The organism is Vagococcus zengguangii, assembly GCF_005145005.1.
Taxonomy (GTDB): Bacteria; Bacillota; Bacilli; order Lactobacillales; family Vagococcaceae; genus Vagococcus_A; species Vagococcus_A zengguangii.
In genome coordinates this window covers 1,532,501-1,553,266 of the sequence record NZ_CP039712.1, presented here as the reverse complement: position 1 = coordinate 1,553,266, position 20,766 = coordinate 1,532,501, and the positions used below count along the sequence as shown (strand labels likewise).

Annotated in this window: 26 protein-coding genes and 1 rRNA gene (1 of these 27 running past the window's edge); 23 read left to right on the top strand and 4 right to left on the bottom strand. The window is 37.6% G+C overall.

The window, feature by feature from the left end; all coding sequences use genetic code 11:
* Positions 1-12: 12 nt before the first annotated feature.
* Complete coding sequence (locus FA707_RS07370; protein ID WP_136953614.1) at positions 13-348, bottom strand: PepSY domain-containing protein; 336 nt, start codon at positions 346-348, stop codon at positions 13-15.
* Between the two features lie 162 nt (positions 349-510).
* On the opposite strand from FA707_RS07370, the gene pepA reads away from it, so the two are divergent.
* The 9 genes from pepA to FA707_RS07325 all read left to right on the top strand — a co-directional run bounded on the left by pepA (position 511) and on the right by FA707_RS07325 (position 5,506).
* Positions 511-1,587 (top strand): glutamyl aminopeptidase, encoded by a 1,077-nt coding sequence (gene pepA, locus FA707_RS07365; RefSeq protein ID WP_136953613.1) that lies wholly within the window; start codon positions 511-513, stop codon positions 1,585-1,587.
* Positions 1,588-1,596: 9 nt separating this feature from the next.
* Complete coding sequence (locus FA707_RS07360) at positions 1,597-1,911, top strand: thioredoxin family protein (protein WP_136953612.1); 315 nt, start codon at positions 1,597-1,599, stop codon at positions 1,909-1,911.
* A 37-nt stretch (positions 1,912-1,948) separates the two neighbouring features.
* Positions 1,949-2,440, top strand: coding sequence for a universal stress protein (locus FA707_RS07355; RefSeq protein ID WP_136953611.1), 492 nt, complete (start codon positions 1,949-1,951; stop codon positions 2,438-2,440).
* 15 nt (positions 2,441-2,455) lie between these two features.
* A complete protein-coding gene (gene ytpR, locus FA707_RS07350) occupies positions 2,456-3,061 on the top strand; it encodes a YtpR family tRNA-binding protein (RefSeq protein ID WP_136953610.1) in 606 nt (201 codons plus the stop codon).
* Between the two features lie 71 nt (positions 3,062-3,132).
* Entirely contained in the window at positions 3,133-3,396 is a 264-nt protein-coding gene (locus FA707_RS07345) for an IreB family regulatory phosphoprotein (protein ID WP_136953609.1), read from the top strand.
* Positions 3,396-3,818, top strand: coding sequence for a Holliday junction resolvase RuvX (gene ruvX / locus FA707_RS07340; RefSeq protein WP_136953608.1), 423 nt, complete (start codon positions 3,396-3,398; stop codon positions 3,816-3,818). The genes FA707_RS07345 and ruvX overlap by 1 nt, the downstream gene beginning before the upstream one ends.
* A gap of 31 nt (positions 3,819-3,849) precedes the next feature.
* On the top strand, positions 3,850-4,242 hold the full coding sequence (locus FA707_RS07335) for a DUF1292 domain-containing protein (protein ID WP_136953607.1): 393 nt from the start codon (positions 3,850-3,852) through the stop codon (positions 4,240-4,242).
* 154 nt (positions 4,243-4,396) lie between these two features.
* Entirely contained in the window at positions 4,397-4,684 is a 288-nt protein-coding gene (locus tag FA707_RS07330) for a hypothetical protein (protein ID WP_136953606.1), read from the top strand.
* Positions 4,685-4,822: 138 nt separating this feature from the next.
* Complete coding sequence (locus tag FA707_RS07325) at positions 4,823-5,506, top strand: lysozyme (protein ID WP_136953605.1); 684 nt, start codon at positions 4,823-4,825, stop codon at positions 5,504-5,506.
* A gap of 12 nt (positions 5,507-5,518) precedes the next feature.
* On the opposite strand, the gene rnhC is transcribed toward FA707_RS07325, so the two are convergent.
* The gene (gene rnhC, locus FA707_RS07320) at positions 5,519-6,451 is read right to left on the bottom strand and encodes a ribonuclease HIII (RefSeq protein ID WP_136953604.1); all 933 of its coding nucleotides are present in this window, start codon (positions 6,449-6,451) and stop codon (positions 5,519-5,521) included.
* Between the two features lie 180 nt (positions 6,452-6,631).
* On the opposite strand from rnhC, the gene zapA reads away from it, so the two are divergent.
* The 10 genes from zapA to FA707_RS07270 all read left to right on the top strand — a co-directional run bounded on the left by zapA (position 6,632) and on the right by FA707_RS07270 (position 15,626).
* Entirely contained in the window at positions 6,632-7,093 is a 462-nt protein-coding gene (gene zapA / locus FA707_RS07315) for a cell division protein ZapA (RefSeq protein ID WP_136953603.1), read from the top strand.
* Between the two features lies 1 nt (position 7,094).
* The gene (locus FA707_RS07310) at positions 7,095-7,643 is read left to right on the top strand and encodes a CvpA family protein (RefSeq protein WP_136953602.1); all 549 of its coding nucleotides are present in this window, start codon (positions 7,095-7,097) and stop codon (positions 7,641-7,643) included.
* Between the two features lie 63 nt (positions 7,644-7,706).
* Positions 7,707-10,079, top strand: a complete 2,373-nt coding sequence (locus FA707_RS07305; RefSeq protein WP_136953601.1) for an endonuclease MutS2 — start codon at positions 7,707-7,709, stop codon at positions 10,077-10,079.
* 86 nt (positions 10,080-10,165) lie between these two features.
* The gene (gene trxA, locus FA707_RS07300) at positions 10,166-10,477 is read left to right on the top strand and encodes a thioredoxin (protein WP_136953600.1); all 312 of its coding nucleotides are present in this window, start codon (positions 10,166-10,168) and stop codon (positions 10,475-10,477) included.
* A gap of 137 nt (positions 10,478-10,614) precedes the next feature.
* Complete coding sequence (locus FA707_RS07295; protein WP_136953599.1) at positions 10,615-11,070, top strand: Dps family protein; 456 nt, start codon at positions 10,615-10,617, stop codon at positions 11,068-11,070.
* A gap of 137 nt (positions 11,071-11,207) precedes the next feature.
* On the top strand, positions 11,208-11,963 hold the full coding sequence (locus FA707_RS07290; RefSeq protein WP_136953598.1) for a tyrosine-protein phosphatase: 756 nt from the start codon (positions 11,208-11,210) through the stop codon (positions 11,961-11,963).
* 31 nt (positions 11,964-11,994) lie between these two features.
* On the top strand, positions 11,995-13,371 hold the full coding sequence (locus FA707_RS07285; RefSeq protein ID WP_246032364.1) for a bifunctional metallophosphatase/5'-nucleotidase: 1,377 nt from the start codon (positions 11,995-11,997) through the stop codon (positions 13,369-13,371).
* Complete coding sequence (locus tag FA707_RS07280) at positions 13,371-14,207, top strand: YutD family protein (RefSeq protein WP_246032313.1); 837 nt, start codon at positions 13,371-13,373, stop codon at positions 14,205-14,207. Before FA707_RS07285 ends, FA707_RS07280 begins: the two co-directional genes overlap by 1 nt.
* 8 nt (positions 14,208-14,215) lie before the next feature.
* Positions 14,216-14,977 carry a TIGR01457 family HAD-type hydrolase gene (locus FA707_RS07275; RefSeq protein ID WP_136953596.1) on the top strand — a complete coding sequence of 254 codons (762 nt, stop codon included), beginning with the start codon at positions 14,216-14,218 and terminating at the stop codon, positions 14,975-14,977.
* Position 14,978: 1 nt separating this feature from the next.
* A complete protein-coding gene (locus FA707_RS07270; protein ID WP_136953595.1) occupies positions 14,979-15,626 on the top strand; it encodes a TIGR01906 family membrane protein in 648 nt (215 codons plus the stop codon).
* Here FA707_RS07270 and FA707_RS07265 read toward each other — a convergent pair.
* Together FA707_RS07265 and FA707_RS07260 are read right to left on the bottom strand one after the other, a co-directional pair.
* A complete protein-coding gene (locus FA707_RS07265) occupies positions 15,623-16,126 on the bottom strand; it encodes a phosphatidylglycerophosphatase A family protein (RefSeq protein ID WP_136953594.1) in 504 nt (167 codons plus the stop codon). The two genes, FA707_RS07270 and FA707_RS07265, sit on opposite strands and share 4 nt — an antisense overlap.
* A 95-nt stretch (positions 16,127-16,221) precedes the next feature.
* Positions 16,222-17,214, bottom strand: a complete 993-nt coding sequence (locus FA707_RS07260; protein ID WP_136953593.1) for an NAD(P)/FAD-dependent oxidoreductase — start codon at positions 17,212-17,214, stop codon at positions 16,222-16,224.
* Between the two features lie 147 nt (positions 17,215-17,361).
* Between FA707_RS07260 and FA707_RS07255 the strand changes: the two genes are divergently transcribed.
* The 4 genes from FA707_RS07255 to FA707_RS07240 all read left to right on the top strand — a co-directional run.
* Positions 17,362-17,943 carry a peptidylprolyl isomerase gene (locus FA707_RS07255; protein WP_136953592.1) on the top strand — a complete coding sequence of 194 codons (582 nt, stop codon included), beginning with the start codon at positions 17,362-17,364 and terminating at the stop codon, positions 17,941-17,943.
* Between the two features lie 25 nt (positions 17,944-17,968).
* Entirely contained in the window at positions 17,969-18,340 is a 372-nt protein-coding gene (locus FA707_RS07250; protein ID WP_136953591.1) for a CvfD/Ygs/GSP13 family RNA-binding post-transcriptional regulator, read from the top strand.
* A 92-nt stretch (positions 18,341-18,432) separates the two neighbouring features.
* A complete protein-coding gene (locus FA707_RS07245; protein ID WP_136953590.1) occupies positions 18,433-18,798 on the top strand; it encodes a hypothetical protein in 366 nt (121 codons plus the stop codon).
* 566 nt (positions 18,799-19,364) lie between these two features.
* Positions 19,365-20,766 (top strand): 16S ribosomal RNA (locus FA707_RS07240); it runs 159 nt beyond the window's last position.

Below are 20,766 nucleotides of genomic sequence, written 5' to 3'. Positions count from 1 at the left end.
CTGGTTTGTTTGTTATAATGGATAAACATCTAAAATACTACCGGTTTGAGCGTCAGCGATAAATTCATATTGAACGGTTTCGTCGCCTTCTTTACGCGTGATACCACCTTTGTAAGTCGTATATGTCACAGCAAATTTGCGTAAAGGTTCTTTTGTATAATTAATCCAAGCTCCCTCAATTGTGCCTTCTTTTAAAAAGTGCTCTTTAATTAACTCTAAAATTTCTTCAGGTGATAAGGTTTTTGTTTCTTGATATTTTTTGTTAGCCACTATGCCACCAGCAATTCCTAAAGCTGCTGCGCCAACAAGTCCCCAACCAATTAAGGCATTATTTTTGTTCTGTGCCATCAAGACACCTCCTATCATATTCATAAACATTGTACCACAGATAAAAAAAATTCCAAACATCTCATGTTTGATGGAGTTTGTTATAACAAATTGCAAAAAATGAGGTATAATAAAAGAAAGAAGATAGAGAGGTGGATATCTGCATAGGCAGATTGATAAATCATGGAAGAAAAAACAATCTCACTCATTAAAGAATTAACAGAAGTTCAAGGAACAAGTGGCTTTGAGGACGATGTACGTGCCTTAATGAACAAAAAAATGACACCATTAGTTGATCGTATTGAATACGATGGCTTAGGCGGTATTTTTGGAATTAAAAAAAGTAAAAACCCTGAAGCTAAAACAGTTATGGTAGCCGCTCATATGGACGAAGTCGGCTTTATGTTAACGCAGATTATGGACAATGGTTTAATGCGTGTGCAACCTTTAGGTGGTTGGAATCCTTATGTTGTTTCAGCACAACGTTTCACATTAAAAACACGCAAAGGTGATTACCCAATCGTCTCATCATCAGTTCCACCACATTTATTACGTGGTTCAAATGGTCAAAGCAACGTACAAGTGACGGATATTTTATTCGACGCTGGATTTGAATCAAAAGAAGAAGCCTTAGAGTACGGTGTGCGTCAAGGTGACAGTATTGTTCCTGATGTTGAAACAGTTGTTTCAGCAAACGGTAAAAACTTAATCGGTAAAGCGTGGGACAATCGCTATGGCTGTGTCGCTGTTATTGAGATGTTAGAAGCGTTGAAAGACGTTGAGTTACCATTTCACTTAGTAGCCGGCGCTAACGTTCAAGAAGAAGTTGGCTTACGTGGTGCACGTCCATCAACACATAAATTTAAACCAGATTTATTCTTTGCGGTTGACTGCTCACCAGCAGATGACTTAGAAGGTAAAAAAGAGACCTTTGGTAAATTAGGTGAAGGTTTCTTAGTACGTATTTTTGACCCGGGTATGATCATGTTAAAACGTATGCGTGAATTCGTACTAGATTTAGCAGAAGAACACGAAATTCCACATCAATACTTTGTATCAAAAGGTGGAACAGATGCTGGGGCAGCTCACATGATGAACGATGGTATTCCAAGTACGGTTATCGGTGTACCAGGACGTTATATTCATACGCATCAAACGATGTACCGTCTATCCGATTATGAAGCAGCTAAGAAAATGTTAATCACGTCAATGACAACCTTAACAAACGAAAAAATTAATGAAATCATTTACGGGAAGTAGGTCATTTTAATGATTAAACCAACTAGCTTAGAACATTTAGCAGAATTAATTAATACAGGTAAACATGTCTTATTCTTCACTGCTAATTGGTGTGGTGATTGTGTCTTTATTAAACCATATTTGCCAGAAATCATGGCCACTTTTCCAGAGTTATCATTTGTTGAAATAGACCGTGACGAGTATTTAGATGTATGCATCGAGATGGGGGTCATGGGGATTCCAAGTTTTATTATCGTGGATAAAGGGCAAGAACTCGGAAGATTCGTCAGCAAAGAACGCAAAACGAAAGAGCAAGTTATCGAGTTCATCACACCCTTTTATTAATAGTTTTTCAATTATTTAGAAAAGGAAGGTGTTTGTTATGTTATTGCAAGAGTATAAAACAATTTTAGTTGGTATTGATGGTAGTGATCAGGCTTTCACCGCATTTCAAAAGGCGTTAGCAGTAGCCAAACGTAACGATGCAAAAATCATTTTAGCTCATATTATCGAAAGCCGTTTGTTTGGGAATACAGGGTATGCCTTAACAAGCGCTGATATTATTGAGGTGGAAAAAGATCGCTCAAAAACTATGTTACAAGATTACGTCGAGTATGCAAGTAAGCAAGATTTTGACAATTTAGAAACTGTTTTAACATTTGGCACCCCAAAATTCGTGATGACCGAAGAATTACCAGAAAAATATGATGTCGACTTAATTATGATTGGTCAATCTGGCTTAAATGCTGTTGAACGTGTTATTATTGGGAGTGTCAGCGAATATGTTGTCCGTCATGCTAAATGTGATGTACTGATTGTTCGTTCTGACAAGGATATCAAAAGCAAAAAAAATAGACAAAGTAGTAAGTCTTAGAATTAGGAGTAAGGGATGATTTTTTCATATAATAAAGAAGCCGTTGGCGACGTGTTAGTTGCGATTGTCGACAATTCAGGATCAGAGAAAGTTTCTTTTGAGCGCAAAGGAAACGTTGCAAAAGTTTTTACTGCTGATAAGACAGTGGGATATAACTTCTTCGATGTTTCCACTTATTTAAATGATTTAGAAGGACAAGGACAAGTTTTCTTAACAGAATCACAAGTGATTAGTTTAAATGAGCAATTAAGTGACGCTGGTTTTGACGCGAACTTAGTAGCGGACAATAGTCCCAAATTTGTCGTTGGTTATGTTAAGGAATGTGTACCTCATGAAGATTCTGATCACTTATCAGTGACAAAAATTGAAGTAGACAATGGGGAAGAATTACAAATTGTTTGTGGTGCACCAAATATTGAACAGGGGCAAAAAGTTGTTGTAGCTAAACCAGGCGCTATGATGCCGAATGGTTTAATTATCTGGCCAGGTAATTTAAGAGGCGTGGATAGCTACGGAATGGTATGTTCTGCCAAAGAATTAAACTTACCAAATGCGCCTCAAGTAAAAGGGATTTTAGTTTTACCAGAAGACGCTGTCGTTGGTTCTGAGTTTAAAGGCTAAAAAATATTATTTGTAGTTTAAACCCCTTTCTTGTAAAATGAAGATACACAGCAGAAAGAGGTGGATGTTAGATGAGTTATACAGATGAGACTATGCAATTTGACGTCAATGACTTAAATAAACAACCAGTCAGTGAAACGTTACGGATTGTTTATCATGCGTTAGAAGAAAAAGGCTATAACCCAGTGAATCAAATTGTTGGTTATTTACTATCTGGGGATCCAGCTTATATTCCACGTTACAAAGAGGCACGTAATTTAATTCGTCGCCATGAACGTGATGAAATTATGGAAGAGTTAATCAGAAGTTATTTATCTGATAATGGGATTAGTTAATGAGAATTATGGGATTAGATGTCGGTTCTAAAACGGTTGGCGTAGCCATTAGTGATCGCTTAGGTTGGACAGCCCAAGGAATCGAAACAATTAAAATTAATGAAGCAGCCGGTGAATTTGGTTACGAGCGTGTCAAAGAGTTAATCGACGAATACAAAGTCGAAAAAGTGGTTTTAGGGTTACCTAAGAACATGAATAACACGTTAGGACCAAGAGCTGAAGCGTCTCAAGCGTACGGCACGGCCCTAGAAGAGTTATATAATATCCCAGTTGAATATCAAGATGAACGTTTAACAACGGTTGAAGTAGAGCGTATGTTAGTAGAACAAGCCAATACCTCACGTAGCAAACGTAAAAAAGTCATTGATAAATTAGCTGCGGTGATGATTTTACAAAATTATTTGGATAGACATTCAAAATAATAAATATTAATAATAAGGAAGAGGTAACAGAATGGGACATAATCACGATCACGATTGCGCATGCGGTCACGACCATAAAGAAGAAAAACACGAAGGATGCGGATGTGGCCATGACCACAACCACGATCATAACCATGATCATGAAAACCGTGAATTCATCACATTAATTGATGAAGCTGGTAACGAAGCATTATTCGAAATTTTATTAACAATTGACGGCGAAGAAGAATTTGCTGACAAAAAATACGTTTTACTATACCCTGCTGAATTCGATGAAGATGGCGAAGAAGAAATTGATTTATTAGCTTACCAATACATCGAAAGCGAAGACGATTCTGAAGGCGAATTAAAACCTATCGAAACTGACGCTGAGTGGGATATGATTGAAGAAGTCTTCAATGCATTTGCAGCAGAAGAAGAATAATTTTAATCAACATTATCGACCTAATACCTTTTATGGTGTTAGGTCTTTTTGTTCCAAAAAGTTTAAGGTTCATTTAAAATGAATCTAATTTAGTTTATGTAATAGCTGAGGGTGCTATAATATCGCTAATACTTGGAGGACGGAGGGATTTGTTATGGGAATGATGTTAGGTGCTTTAGGACTTGTATTGGGGATTGTGGGTGTTATTCTGACGTTTCAAAATAAAAACAGTCGTTGGTTAAGCTACGCTAGTTTGTCTTTAACAGCGTTAGCTATTTGTGCTGAATACAGTGCTGTTGTCAAGTGGATCGAGGAAGAAGATTTAGCGGCTTTAATGGATGTAACGCCAACGATGTCTTCAATGTTATGGATTTTAACATTCGCTACTATTGGAATTAATGGCCTATCATTTTGGAAAAACTTAAAACTTAAAGTAGAATAACTTATATTGTCTTACCTCAGAAAAATTTTCTGAGGTTTTTTGATGATTTAAGCCAATAATTTTTGCTTAAACCAAATTCTTGATACACTAACATTAAGAAATTACATGTTATTAAATGGTTGAAAGGAGATGAGTTAGATGGAAATTTCAGCGAAAGGGATTAATCTCATTAAAAAATGGGAAGGCGTTCGTTTAGAAGCCTACGAAGACATTATTGGTGTCTGGACAATCGGTTACGGTCACACGAAGGATGTCAAAAAAGGTATGACTATCACGCAACAACAAGCCGAGGATTTCTTAAAAAAAGATATTAAACATCATGTTGCCTATATGGAACAGGTTATAAAGGTGCCATTGACTCAAGACCAATTCGATGCGTTAGCTAGCTTTCACTTTAACTTAGGTGCAGAAATTTTGAAAGATTCTGATTTATTAATCTATATTAATCAACAAGAGTGGAAAAAGGCTGCTAAGGAGATGGAACGTTATGTCTACGCGGGTAAAGAAAAATCACAAGGTTTAGTCAACCGCCGCCACGATGAGGTTCAGTTGTTTTTATCTGTTCTTGAAAATAACACAAAAACAAGTACTAGTGAATCTCAAGCCACATCAACAACGAGTCAAGAAATGACCACAAGCTCTTCTAGTTCTGAACAGGTGAGTGAAGAGGTAGCTTCGTCATCGACAAATACTAGTTCACCTGAAACTAGTACGTCAAATTCAGTTGAGAGTGATTCAAGCGCTCCATCACAAGCTAATAGCGAAGAAGCGCTAACGCCGATTGATATGATAAAAAAAGCCTATGAAAAGTTTTTTTCATAGGCTTTTGAGCGGTTATTTTAATAATTTTTTTGCTTTATCGGTATTTGCAAAATGAAGTTTGGCGTATTTGCTTAATAATTCGATACCCCCGCGTTTTAAAATCTTAGCGGCAGCTAAATCAGACGGTTTGCCCGCACCAGAAGGAACGTTGAAACCAAGTTCCTGACTGGCTTTTTTCAATTCATTTAAGAAGCTAGCGCGGCAAATAATTGATGCGGCAGCGACGGCCAGATGATATTGTTCTCCTTTAGTCGTGAAATAAAGGTCATCTTTGACTTGATTTTTTTCCATACTTAAATATTTTCGGTAATTACCTTCAGGTGTGAATTGATCAATTAAAATGCCTTGTGGTTGTTCAGGTGCTATTTTTTTTAACAATAAATAAATTGCTTGATTATGTAAGGCAACTTTCATACGGTTGACGTTATAATTTGGTTGGATTTCGTTATATTTTTGTGGTGTAACCACAAGTTCTTGATATTGAATGACATGTTTCAAGTCAGCAGCTATTTTGATGATTTCGCTATCCTTTAGCATTTTTGAATCTTTTACCCCTAGCTCTTTAAGTAAAGGCATTTGTTCTTTGGTTACATAGCTAGCGCAAACGACGACTGGACCTAGATAACTACCGTTTCCAACTTCATCGCTACCGACCACGTTCCACTGAGAAAAGCCAGTAGGTAAGTTACTGCTTGTTTTTTTTGCTGTTGAATTGCTAGGAGTGGATGAACTTGTTGAGGAATTGTCCCAACGATTTCCTTCTGTTTCGGCGTTATTTCCTTGAAATAAGACTGTTCCTGAATGGTATGCTGTAACCGTTACGCCAGGTGCTTTGGCTACGAAAAGGGCGTGCGCGGGAACTTTAGGTTGTAAGAATGCTTGATAGTGCTCTTTAATTGTATTAAGTTGTGTCTTAGATTGATTTTTTAATGAATAGCTACTCATGTGTCTCCTCGATTTCACTTTCTTTTATTTCTTTAATCGTAACGAAAAAAAGTCTATCTGACAAATACTTTCTTTTTGAATAATAGAGGATAGCGTTTGTAAATGAAACAGAACTATTTTATAATGGGTAGAAGAGATTAATGATGATTAAATGAAATGATTGAAAGGAGTTCGGGCTAAATGAATAAAACACGTTATAAAGCAGAAATTAATGGTGAAACTTATACAATTGTTGGAACTGAAACCAAAGCACATATGGATGCTGTTACTGGTTTAGCCAATCATCAAATTGATAAGATTATTGAACTTTCACCTGATACATCGCTGACTAAAGCGGCAGTGTTGCTAGCTATTAATGTCCTTTCAGATGAGTTGCATCTTCAAGAAAAGTGTAATCAATTAGAAACTGAAATTAATGAATTAAAGAAAAATAAAGATTGTATGGATGAATTAGATAAAGCCTTATCCCGCATCGATGAGCTAGAACGACGACTAGCACGCTTTGAAGTTTATGATAAGAAGGCTCGAGATATAGTAGCAGCTGAAAATTTAACTTATGAAGACCTATCACTTGCTGAAATTCAAGAGTTAATTAATAAGCACAATCTGGAAAAAATTCAACAGGAAAGTGATTTGAAGTAAAATGTTATCATTGTTATTAATTGTAATTTTAGGATTTGCGGCTTTTCGTGGTGTTCGTCGTGGATTTGTTTTTCAAACCGTCCATACTATCGGTTATCTTATTGTATTTTATTTAGCGAGTAAAAATTTTGAGAAGCTAAGTGATAAATTAGAATTATTGGTCCCTTATCCTCAACCAGCCCTAGATTCAAACCTTATTTATTATTCAGGTCAACAGTTATTTGATTTAGATCAATACTATTATGCTGGGGTCGCATTTTTATTAATCTTATTAATTGGTTGGGCAGTGATTAGATTTACTGGGTTCTTTTTCTATGGGCTAACCTTTTTTGATTTATTTGGTGTTGTGGGAAAAATTTTAAGCGGAATTCTAGCAGTTATGGTGGCTATGGTCACATTAAGTTGCATTTTAAATGTTGTTGCGATGGTGCCTTTAGATTTTGTTCAAAACATGATTGAGGGTAGCGGACTGGCAAAATTTATTATTGCTAATTTACCCTATTATTCAAATAAAATTATTGAGCTATGGACACAGACAGCTGTGTCATAGTGACGCGATAAGCTGGACGATTCCGTTCAGCTTTTTCTAAAGTATAGATTGGAAGTGAACGAATTGAATAAGAAAATTCTAGCGATTTTAGAATTTGATAAAATAAAAAAACAAATTAATGATTATACAACAACAGCGTTTGGTGAAGAAGCGGTTAAAGCATTAGCCCCTAAAACTGAAGCGACTGCTGTGACGAAACTATTGGATGAAACGGAAGATGGCATGACGATTTATCGTATTAAGGGAGGGATACCTGTCCCAAATTTACAAGATATTCGTCCGCATTTGAAACGTCTTGAAATCGGTGCATTATTGAATGGTCTTGAAATTGCCCAAATCGGTAAGGTCTTATATACGACATCAGAGTTAGTCCGTTTTTTTGAAGAATTAGCTGATAGTGAATTAGCACTAAAACGTGTTTATGAATTAGCCGACAAGTTAGAGAGTGTCCCAAGTTTATCGGGGAAAATTAGAGCGGCGGTAGAAGAAGATGGGCGCGTAACTGATGAGGCTTCACCAGAATTACGAACAATTCGTCATCAAATTCGTCGTTCAGAGATGAGCGTTAAAGAACAATTGGATGGATTAATTCGTGGGAAAAATGCAAAATATTTGAGCGATGCGATTATCACCATGCGTAATGACCGCTATGTTATCCCAGTTAAAAGTGAATATCGTGGTGTTTTTGGTGGAGTGGTTCACGATCAAAGTGCCTCAGGTCAAACGATTTTTGTGGAGCCTAAGCAAGTGGTTGAACTAAATAATCGTTTACGCCAACAACAAATTGCTGAACGTCATGAAGTAGAGCGGATTTTAGCTGAATTATCTAACGAAATCGCTCCATATCGCCAAGAAATCATGCAAAATGCCTATGTGATTGGGCAGCTAGACTTTATTAATGCTAAAGCGAAATTTGCAAAAGAGGTCAAAGCGGTGATTCCACATATAAGTGATGAGCAACAGGTGGAATTGAAACAAGCACGTCACCCGTTTATCTCTGCAGACGTGGCAGTCGCTAATGATATCGTTATTGGTAAAGATTACCAAACAATTGTTATTACTGGACCTAATACAGGTGGGAAGACAATTACGCTCAAAACATTAGGACTACTACAAATAATGGCCCAAGCAGGCTTACCAATTACTGCAGCCGAAGAAAGTAGTGTGGCTATTTTTAAAGAAATCTTTGCTGATATCGGTGATGAACAATCAATTGAGCAAAACTTGAGTACGTTCTCTTCTCACATGACCAATATTGTGTCCATTATCGACCAAATCGATCAAGATTCATTGGTATTATTTGACGAGTTGGGAGCCGGAACTGATCCACAAGAGGGAGCTGCTTTAGCGATTTCTCTATTAGATACGGTTGCTGCGACCGGAGCTTACGTAGTTGCAACAACTCACTATCCTGAGTTGAAAGTTTATGGATACAACCGTCAAGGAACGATCAATGCCAGTATGGAATTTGATGTCGATTCATTAAGCCCAACCTATAAATTACTAATCGGCGTTCCCGGACGTAGTAATGCCTTTGAAATTTCACGACGTTTGGGTCTAGATAACCAAATTATCGAAGTAGCGCAACAACTAGTCGACGGTGAGAGCCAAGATTTAAACGAGATGATTGCTGACTTAGAATTGCGTCGGAAGATGGCGGAAACGGAATATTTAGAAGTTCGTGAGCAAGTCGCAGCTTCCGAAAAATTATTAGCAGATTTAAAAAATGCTTATGGCTACTTCTTTGAAGAACGTGAAAAAGAGATGGCAAAAGCTAAAGAAGCAGCGAATAAAATTATCGAAGAAGCCAAAGAAAAATCTGATGAAATTGTTCGTGATATTCGTAAAAAACAACAAAATCTAGGAACAGCGCATGTTAAAGAACATGAATTAATTCAAGTGCAAAAAGATCTAGGTGATTTATCGCATGAAGAAGCCCATTTGAAGAAAAATAAAGTGTTACAAAAGGCAAAAGAAGCACAAGTTCTAAAACCAGGTGACGACGTTATGGTAGAATCGTATGGCCAACGTGGTACCTTAATTTCATCTAATGGTAGAGGTCAGTGGCAAGTTCAACTTGGTATTTTAAAAATGAATTTACCTGAAAGTGACTTAACGAAAGTTAAACCTGTAAAAACGGTTCAACGTGATATTGTCCGTGTTAAAAATTCAGATGGTGGTTCCCGTAAACGTGTTGACAGTCAGTTAGATTTACGTGGCATGCGTTATGATGACGCAGTACATGAGTTAAGCATGTATCTTGATGAAGCTTTAATGTCAGGTTATTCATCCGTTATTATTGTACACGGCAAAGGAACCGGTGCTATTCGTAACGCGGTAACAGATTATTTAAATGGTCATCGTAGTGTCAAAAGTTTTGGTTTAGCGCCACAAAATATGGGCGGAACCGGTGCAACCGTTGTGGAATTCAAATAAAATAAAACTTTCACAATTCAATTCGTTTTAAAAAAAAGGTTGCTTTGATATAATAAGGATAATTAAAGTAGTAGGAGGAAGATTAAATGGCAATGGAATTAACAGATGCTTTATTTGCAGAAGAAACAAAAGAAGGATTAGTCTTAGTAGACTTTTGGGCACCATGGTGTGGACCATGTCGTATCCAAGGACCAATCATTGATGAATTAGCAGAAGAATTAGATGGACAAGTTAAAATCTACAAAATGGATGTTGACGAAAACCCTGAAGTTCCTGCTTCATTTGGAATTATGAGTATTCCTACATTACTTGTTAAAAAAGACGATCAAGTTGTTGAAAAATTAATCGGTGTTCACCGTAAAGAACAATTACAAGACGTTTTAGCTAAATACATGTAAAAGAAAAACTAGTCAGAAATGGCTAGTTTTTTGTGTTTTTAAAAGGTTATTTATTGTAATTATTCTAAATAAGATGTTAAAATATAAGTATAAAACGTTTTAGTTTATAATAATTATTAATAGATGGAGGGAAAATAATGAAGAAAGAACAAGTTTTAAATCAAGCAGTAGCAGACTTAAGTCAATTTGCAACAGTGATTCACCAAGCACACTGGTATATGAGAGGTAATGGTTTTCTAACTATGCATCCTAAAATGGATGAATTAATGGATGAAGTGAATGATTGGCTAGATGAAATCGCAGAGCGTTTAATCACAATTGGTGGCTCTCCTTATTCTACTTTACAAGAATTTGCTGATAATACAAAAATTGAAGATGAAAAAGGATCCTACGATAAATCAATGACGGATCATTTAGAAACTATCTTAAAAGGTTACCGCTATATTCAAGGTTTAGCAGAGGAAGGTATTGAAGCAGCTGATGATGAAGATGATGCTGTAACAGAAGACATCTTTATTGGAATCAAAGGTGCTGTAGAAAAGAAAATCTGGATGTTAACTGCACAATTGGGTCGTGCACCAGAAATTAACTAATTCATTTGTATAAACAAGTTAGAGAGTCGCTTTTTCGCGACTCTCTATTTTTTTCTAGGTGGAAAAGCGTGCTATTCTACCGGAATTATATGCTATAATAAAATCATATTGACTGTTTAACGAGGAGGAATTAAGCGATGTTACCTACATTAACGAATTTCAGAGATATCGGTGGTTACCGAGGTTTAGATAATAAAAAAGTAAAGCAAGCATTGATTTATCGCAGCGGCGAAATCAATCATTTATCTCCAGAGGATCATCAATCATTTCAAGATGAGTATCATATTGAAACAATTTTTGATTTTAGAAGTGATTCAGAGCGTGATGAGCGTCCGAATGAAAATTTCGACGGCGTCACAACTTATGCGATTGATATCTTAAAAGGAATGCAACGTTCTGTTAGTTTAGATGACTTAAAAGAAGAAGCGACGCAAACGCGTCCTGACGCGTTCATGTTAGAAGCCTATCGTGCGTTTGTGACGGATCCAAGTGCTCGTGCGGGCTATAAACAATTTATAGAAACAGTGGCAACGTTAGACAAACCGTTTATTTTCCATTGTTTTGCTGGTAAAGATCGTACCGGTTTTGCGGCTGCTTTGATCCTTTCGCTATTAGGTGTATCGGAATTAGATATTTATCATGACTACTTATTAACGAATCTTATGCGTAAGAAAGCTAATAATAAAATGATTGAAACGATGGCTCGTGAAGGTGCGCCAAAAGAGCAGTTAGAGATGTTCCAAATTATGATGGAAGTCAAACATGAATATTTAGCAGAAAGTTTCGCGCAAATTAAACAGCACTACGGAACGGTTGAACAATATGTCTTAGAAGGCTTAGACGTTAGCCCAGAACTAATCGCTCAAATTAGAGCGAAATATTTAGAAGATTAATTAGAGATGGGAGGGGATTTCGTTGGAAAGAATGACGATAATCCATACGAATGATCTCCATTCACATTTTGAAAATTGGCCTAAAATTAGGCGTTTTATTCAACAAAAGCAACAATACGCTAGTAATCGACACCCGGTATTGACCGTTGATTTAGGAGATTTTTGTGACCGAGTTCACCCGCTGACTGAAGCAACGGATGGTCGGGCCAATGTCGAACTAATGAATCAAGTGCACTATGATGCCGTAACGATAGGGAATAATGAGGGAATCGGTAATACGAAACCTCAGCTAGATCGTTTATATGAACACGCTAATTTTCCAGTAGTAGTCAGTAATCTGTTAGATGATAATCATCAACAGACGTCACCTTGGTGTCACACCTATAAAATCCATCAAACCCCACGAGGGACTCGTGTAGGAATTATTGGATTAACGGCGCCATTTCCTTTTACTTATGGTCCGCTTGGTTGGGACGTTAGCTTTCCAGACGAGGTGTTGCCTGAATTATTAGCTGAGTTGTCGTCACAAACCGATGTGATTGTTTTATTATCGCATCTGGGTTATCTTGATGATGAGCATATTGCCGCGCACTACCCAGAGATTGATGTGATTATCGGCTCACACACTCATCACTTATTTGAAAATGGTAAAGTGGTCGACACAACACTTCTTGCAGCGGCTGGTAAATTTGGTCAATATGTCGGTGAAATCACCCTCGAACTTGATGAAAACCATCATGTAGTTAGCAAAAAATCGACCACTTATCCAACAAAATTATTGGTTGAACACGCTTATGATCAAGCAGAAGTTATAGGTTATCAATCACAAGGTCATGAATTGTTACAGGCCCAAATAATTGGCGATTTGCCAAATCCATGGTTGCGAAATGGACAAGGGCCAACTAGTTATATAGAGCAGTCTTTAGAGGCGGTAGCTGATTTTACGCAAGCCGATGCCTATTTGTTAAGTACAGGTCTGTTCTTAGGTGATTTAGCATCCGGCCAAGTGACCAGCGATGATTTGCATCGTACGTTGCCCCATCCGATGCATTTGATTCGGGTGACATTTAGTGGTGCTAATTTAATTGAAGTGTTGACGGAAATTGCTAATCAACACGATTATTTGATAGACTATCCGATTGTTGGCATGGGTTTTAGAGGGAAAGTTTTTGGTGAAATGAAAGCTAAAAATATCGAAAAAATGGGTGCTGATTTTCTGGTCGGTGGTCAGCCAATAGCGTTAGATAAACCATATCGATTGGTGATGATGGATCATTATTCGTTTATCAAGTTTTTCCCGAAAATAGCCGCACTAGGTAAAATCGAATCATTATGCCCGTCATTGTTACGGAATGTAGTGGCATGTTATATTAATAAAAAGTATGGTAATAAGAAGGTGAGTAATTAATGGAACATTCAGAGCAAAAAGATGTCACGTTAGAAGTGGTTGGGGAGAAAATTGAAATGCCTACTGTAGAAACTAAAGTAACACCTAATATAGAAACTCCTTCAGAATCCATAAGTACAACGGACCAAGAAATCCTGGCAACTGCTGAGGTGACGGAAGAAGTGGTTGAAATTGAGGAGATACCACGTATCCGCATGATTGCGCCAGATCGTTTAGTTATTGATGAGCGTGAATACAAATTATTAATGAATTATCAAGATGGCTTTAATATTGAACAACTAAACGAGCGTTATAGTGATGTCTTAGATAAATATGACTATATTGTTGGTGATATCGGTTTTGAGCAGTTACGCTTAAAAGGTTTCTTTGACGATTTTCGTAAAAAAGTTGGCTATGATCAGAAAATTGGGACATTAGAAGATTATTTATACGAGTATTGTAATTTTGGTTGTGCTTATTTTGTGATCGAACGTCTTGAAAAACTAGATGACAAATTAATTAATACCATTCCCGCTCACACGAAAGAAAAGCGTGGTAAAGTCAAAGACGTGAAACAGCAAGTAAAAAATAATAAAAATAACGCATCAATTAAAAATAAACAATCAAATAATAAATCAGCTAATCGCTCAAAAAATAAAAAGAATCAACAGAATAAAAATAACCCAAATAATAAAGAAAAAACTCAACAGCCTAAGCATAAGCCAAAGACTAATCCTACGAATAACAAAAACCGCCCAAATCAATCAAACAAAAATAACAACAAAAATCGTTCAGAAAAAAACAACTCATCAGCTAATCGCTCCTTTGTGATTCGCCAAAAAGATGAGCCGAAATAGGTGTCTGAATGTATAAAGGTTATTTATTAGATTTAGATGGGACGATTTATAAGGGAACCCAATCAATTGAGGGAGCCAAAGAATTTGTTGAACGATTACAAGCTGAGCAACTACCATTTTTGTTTGTCACCAATAATACAACTAAAACGCCACAAGCAGTTCAAAAGAATTTAGCGTCGAATTTTGATATTGTAGTCGACGAATCATCCATTTATACAGCAAGCTTGGCAACAGCGGATTATTTGAAATCATTAGATAAAGGAAACCGAGTCTATGTGATTGGAGAATCAGGTTTGATAGATTGTTTACTTGCGGAAGGTTTTGTTTGGGAAGAAACGACACCAGACTTTGTCGTAGTTGGACTTGATCGTCAGTTTAACTATGACAAGTTAGTCAAAGCAACGCTAGCAATTCAAAATGGAGCGCTTTTTATTGGGACCAATCCTGATAAAAACATTCCGACTGAAGCTGGTTTGTATCCGGGTGCTGGTTCTTTAGTTACTTGTCTAGCCACAAGCACGCAACAAGAGCCAATTATAATTGGTAAACCGTCCTCAGTCATTATGGAGGGAGCTCTGCAACGAATGGGGCTGGAAAAGACAGATGTTGTAATGGTCGGCGATAATTATGAAACTGACATTCAGGCGGGTATTCAAAATGATATCGCTACTTTATTAGTTTTAACCGGCTTCACTCAACCGGATGAGGTTCCAACGTTACCGACTGCGCCAACCCATGTTTTAACTAATTTAGCAGAATGGAGTTTTTAGAATGAAAATCATGACGCTAAAAAACAAAGTCCAATTTTTAATTTTGGTTGTGTTTATTTTAACGTTGGCGATTACTTTAACGATTAATGCTTACCCACTTTACGTTTTTGATATCGGTCATTTAGGGATTGAGGAGATGACAGGATTAACCAAGGGAACGTTATTGTCAAATTACCACCAGTTGATGGGTTATCTGAATCATCCGTTTATTAAAACATTGAAGATGGATGATTTTCCTGTATCAGAATCAGGGGCGTTTCATTTTTATGAAGTGAAACGTTTGTTTATACTGAATTATGCTTTATTAATTGTGACCAGTATTCCGGCTGTTTGTTTTGTGAAACAACTATGGCAGTCGAATCGTCTTTGGATTATCAAACAAGCGCTAGCCTATACAGCCTTAGTGCCAGTAATTTTAGGTTTTGTGATGCTTGTGGCTTTTGACCAAGTGTTCATTGCCTTTCATCATTTGATGTTTAACAATGATGCGTGGCTATTTGATCCTGTGACCGACCCGGTAATTATGGCACTACCTGAGCAATATTTTTTCCACTGCTTTGCGTTAGCGGTGATTTTATTTGAAGCGATAATCTTAGCTTTATTTTTTAAAAGCAAACACCAATTAAAAAAACTACGAACTTTAAATTAGTTCGTAGTTTTTTTATCGCCATTTTCATGAGCTAAACGGCTAGCTGCTGCAGCTGCGATAGCCCCAACGATGTCGTCTAAGAAAGTATGGACATTAACGCCATCGTGTGAATTTAATTTACCAAGAATACCTGGTTTTACTTTGTCAATATAACCATAATTAGTAAAGCCAATTGAACCATAAACGTTAACGATTGAAAGAGCTAAAATTTCGTCGATACCATACAAACCTTCGTCCTCACCAACAATAGCCTGTAGAGGTTCGATCATGCCGTTTTTCTCGGCTAATAAATCTAATTGAATACCGGTTAAAATCGTGTTTTGAACCTCTCGCTTTCTTAATACTGCTTCAATATGATGAGTGCATAGTTCAAGTGTAAGATTTTCTACATAAGGAGCTTGTAAATAGTAAACCAAATCAGCAATATCCGCAATGGTTACGCCACGTTCAGCTAATAAATCACGGGCTTTTTGTTCTAAAATATTAATATCTGTTGTCACAATCTCGCCTCCTAAATATTTTTATACCTTCATCATAGCGTTTATACGTTGTAAAATCAAATAGGGTAAAAGGGAGTTACCAATTAGTTATTACATTAGTCAAAAAGACTCGTGCTGTGACCAGGTTGCACTCTTTGTTCAGGATTAGCAAAATGTAAAGCGTTGTTTACCGCAGTCGGGGCTTCCCCTAATCCAGTTGCGATTAATTCTACTTTTCCGGGATACCAACAAATATCACCTGCTGCAAAAATTCCTGGGGCACTTGTCATCATATCGCTCGAGACTTTAATTTGGCGCCCCTTTAATTCTAATCCCCAATCTTTAATAGGACCAATGGAGGACTTGAATCCAAAATTAACGATTAAGTGATCGGCTAGGATTGTTTCTTGCGTATCTTCTTTAGGGTTGACTAAATGAATAGTGTGAATCATTCCCTCTGTGTGTTCAATCTCGTCCACTATATAAGGTGTCTTAAGTTGTACGCTAGATTGTTTCAATAATGACACGCTATGTTCATGGCCACGAAACTCCTTACGTCGATGAACTAACGTAACTTCCTTTGCGATAGGCTCTAGCATAAGGGCCCAGTCAATGGCAGAATCGCCACCGCCAGTCACGACAACTCGTTGGTCTCGAAATTTTTCTAAATCGTTGATGAAATAGTGAAGCGAGTGCTCTTCGCAAGTATCTGCTTCATTCAGTGTCATTCTACGCGGTTCAAACGCCCCGTTACCAGCTGTGATAATGATTGTTTTTGATCGATACACGTTTTTGTTTGTCATAATGTTGAATAAATTATCCTCGTTCTTTTCAATAGCAATCACTGTTTCGGTAAGGGCATAATCGTGCTCGAAACGTTGGTTTTGTTCGATTAAATTATCGACTAACTCTCTAGCGGTTACACTTGGGAAACCTGCAACATCGTAAATATGTTTTTCTGGATATAGCATGGCTAGTTGTCCACCAAGTTGTGGCAAACTTTCAATCACCAAGGTCCTAGCTTGTCGCATACCGGCGTAAAAGGCTGAAAATAATCCGGTCGGACCGCCACCAATAATTGTAATATCATAACTCTCGTGCTGAGACATTTTTTTACCTCCAATAAAAATAATAAGCCATATCATTATAGTAGAGAATTCAAAAAATAAACATTAATTTGTTTGATAGTTCAAAGTAACTAGCAAGAATTGCATTTATAAGATACAATAGAAAAGAATATAGATAGGAGTGATAATATGTTATTACAATTAAATTTAGAAGAAGTACAAGGTCCGGTAGCAACACTGAAAACAAACATGGGTGATATCAAAGTGAAGTTATTTGATAGTGAAGCACCTAAGACAGTTGCAAACTTTGTAGGATTAGCAAAACAAGGTTACTATGATGGTGTAATTTTCCACCGTGTCATTAAAGATTTCATGATTCAAGGTGGCGATCCAACTGGAACTGGTATGGGTGGCGAAAGTATTTATGGCGGAAGTTTTGAAGATGAGTTTTCACAAAATGTTTTCAACTTACGTGGTGCATTATCAATGGCAAATGCAGGTCCTAACACAAACGGTTCTCAGTTCTTCATCGTTCAAAACCAAAACATGCCAGCTCAAATGCTAGGTCAATTAAAAGTTGCTGGTTTCCCTGAAGAAATTATTGAAGAGTACACTAAAGGTGGAACACCTTGGTTAGACATGCGCCATACAGTATTTGGACATGTTATTGAAGGAATGGATGTTGTTGATGCTATCGCAGCAGTAGCCGTTGGTGCTCAAGATAAACCTAAAGAAGATGTAGTAATTGAAACGGTAGAAATTTCAGAATAAGCCGATTTTTGAAGGAGGGTTTATTTTGGATTACAAAATAGGAGATGTCGTAACAGGCACGATTACTGGCTTACAACCATACGGTGCTTTTGTTGCTTTAGACGCGAATAACCAAGGGCTCATTCATATTTCAGAAATTAAATACGGTTATATCAAAAATATTAAAGAGGCCATTTCAGTTGGTGACCAAGTACAAGTGATGGTTATTGATATTGACGAGTTTTCTCATAAAATTTCGTTATCAATGCGCGCTTTGGAAAATCACTCTCATGAATCAGCTAATAAACGTAAGAAATTTTTCACTAATTCTAAATTAACGATTGGTTTTGAAAGTTTAGATTCTTCAATGGAACATTGGGTAGATGACTCACTAGACTCATTGAAAAACAAACAATGATTTTTTTTCAGAAATATGATATAATTTTATGGAAATTATAATTTGTTTTTTTGAAAGTGTAGTCTACTATATAATTTAAGAGGTGAAAGTTTTTGTACAATAAACTTGTGGCGGGAACTGTGATGCTTAATACTACTGAGGGGAAACAATTGTTTCTTTTGCATCAAGTTGAAGATGTCTTAGATTTTGCAGTAACCCAAGTATTAGATGATAAAACCAGTCTGGCTAGTATTTTGGATTTTTTGAAAAACATGGCAAATATTAATCTTGATCATGTTGAATTGGTAGAATTAACAAGTGTCAGTCTAAATAATCGCAGTGTACCTCTTTATTTGTTTGCATTAGATGAGAAATTTATTACTTATGAGTTAGCTGAGAACTTCTTATGGGAGTCACCAGCTAATTTAAGAGAATTACTCTCAACTAGAGAAATAAAAGGCGAAGCTTTTTTAATTTAAGTATTTGATGAAATGATTTCTTTTGAGCCATGACTAGATAGTCATGGCTCTTTTTGTATAGTGCTATTCAATTGAATAGTCGACTTATAAAATGAACTAAAATGGCTCTGAATTTAAGAAAATATTTCCGCGTATGTTGTTTGATATGTAAAGCTAATCGTCTTTATCACAACTTTTAAGTTAGTTATCATGATTTTATTGAAATATTTCCGAGTTTTTTGATTGACTGAATGTAACTAACGTGATAGTATATAGAAGTTCTAAAACAACGAACACTTTTGAATAAAAAAACTTTTAAAAAGTTGTTGACTTGGTCAACTAAGCGTGATAAACTAATGAAGTTGTCACGAAAGACAACGACTTAAAAAGTAGACCTTTGAAAACTGAACAATGAATAAGACAAACCAAATGTGTAGGGTGTTTTACAAAGTGTAAAACAAAACCAAACAATTTTTGAATTTTAGTGAAGTAATTCGCTAGCAAACATAAATGAGCTAAAACTCATAAGATGCTAGAAACAAGTTTCTAGCTATAGTGGTACATCAGCTTTGTTGTGAACCACTTATATTATTGAGAGTTTGATCCTGGCTCAGGACGAACGCTGGCGGCGTGCCTAATACATGCAAGTCGAACGCATTTTGTTTCACCGGAGCTTGCTCCACAGAAACGAAATGAGTGGCGGACGGGTGAGTAACACGTGGGTAACTTGCCCATCAGAGGGGGATAACACTTGGAAACAGGTGCTAATACCGCATAATTCTTTTGACCGCATGGTCGAATGATGAAAGGCGCTTTCGGGTGTCGCTGATGGATAGACCCGCGCTGCATTAGCTAGTTGGTGAGGTAACGGCTCACCAAGGCCATGATGCATAGCCGACCTGAGAGGGTGATCGGCCACACTGGGACTGAGACACGGCCCAGACTCCTACGGGAGGCAGCAGTAGGGAATCTTCGGCAATGGACGAAAGTCTGACCGAGCAACGCCGCGTGAGTGAAGAAGGTTTTCGGATCGTAAAACTCTGTTGTTAGAGAAGAACAAGCGTGAGAGTAACTGTTCACGCCTTGACGGTATCTAACCAGAAAGCCACGGCTAACTACGTGCCAGCAGCCGCGGTAATACGTAGGTGGCAAGCGTTGTCCGGATTTATTGGGCGTAAAGCGAGCGCAGGCGGTTTCTTAAGTCTGATGTGAAAGCCCTCGGCTCAACCGAGGAAGGTCATTGGAAACTGGGGAACTTGAGTGCAGAAGAGGAGAGTGGAATTCCATGTGTAGCGGTGAAATGCGTAGATATATGGAGGAACACCAGTGGCGAAGGCGACTCTCTGGTCTGTAACTGACGCTGAGGCTCGAAAGCGTGGGGAGCAAACAGGATTAGATACCCTGGTAGTCCACGCCGTAAACGATGAGTGCTAAGTGTTGGAGGGTTTCCGCCCTTCAGTGCTGCAGCTAACGCATTAAGCACTCCGCCTGGGGAGTACGGTCGCAAGACTGAAACTCAAAGGAATTGACGGGGGCCCGCACAAGCGGTGGAGCATGTGGTTTAATTCGAAGCAACGCGAAGAACCTTACCAGGTCTTGACATCCTTTGACCATTCTAGAGATAGAACTTTCCCTTCGGGGACAAAGTGACAGGTGGTGCATGGTTGTCGTCAGCTCGTGTCGTGAGATGTTGGGTTAAGTCCCGCAACGAGCGCAACCCTTATTGTTAGTTGCCATCATTAAGTTGGGCACTCTAGCAAGACTGCCGGTGACAAACCGGAGGAAGGTGGGGATGACGTCAAATCATCATGCCCCTTATGACCTGGGCTACACACGTGCTACAATGGACAGTACAACGAGTCGCGAGACCGCGAGGTCAAGCTAATCTCTTAAAGCTGTTCTCAGTTCGGATTGTAGGCTGCAACTCGCCTACATGAAGCCGGAATCGCTAGTAATCGCGGATCAGAACGCCGCGGTGAATACGTTCCC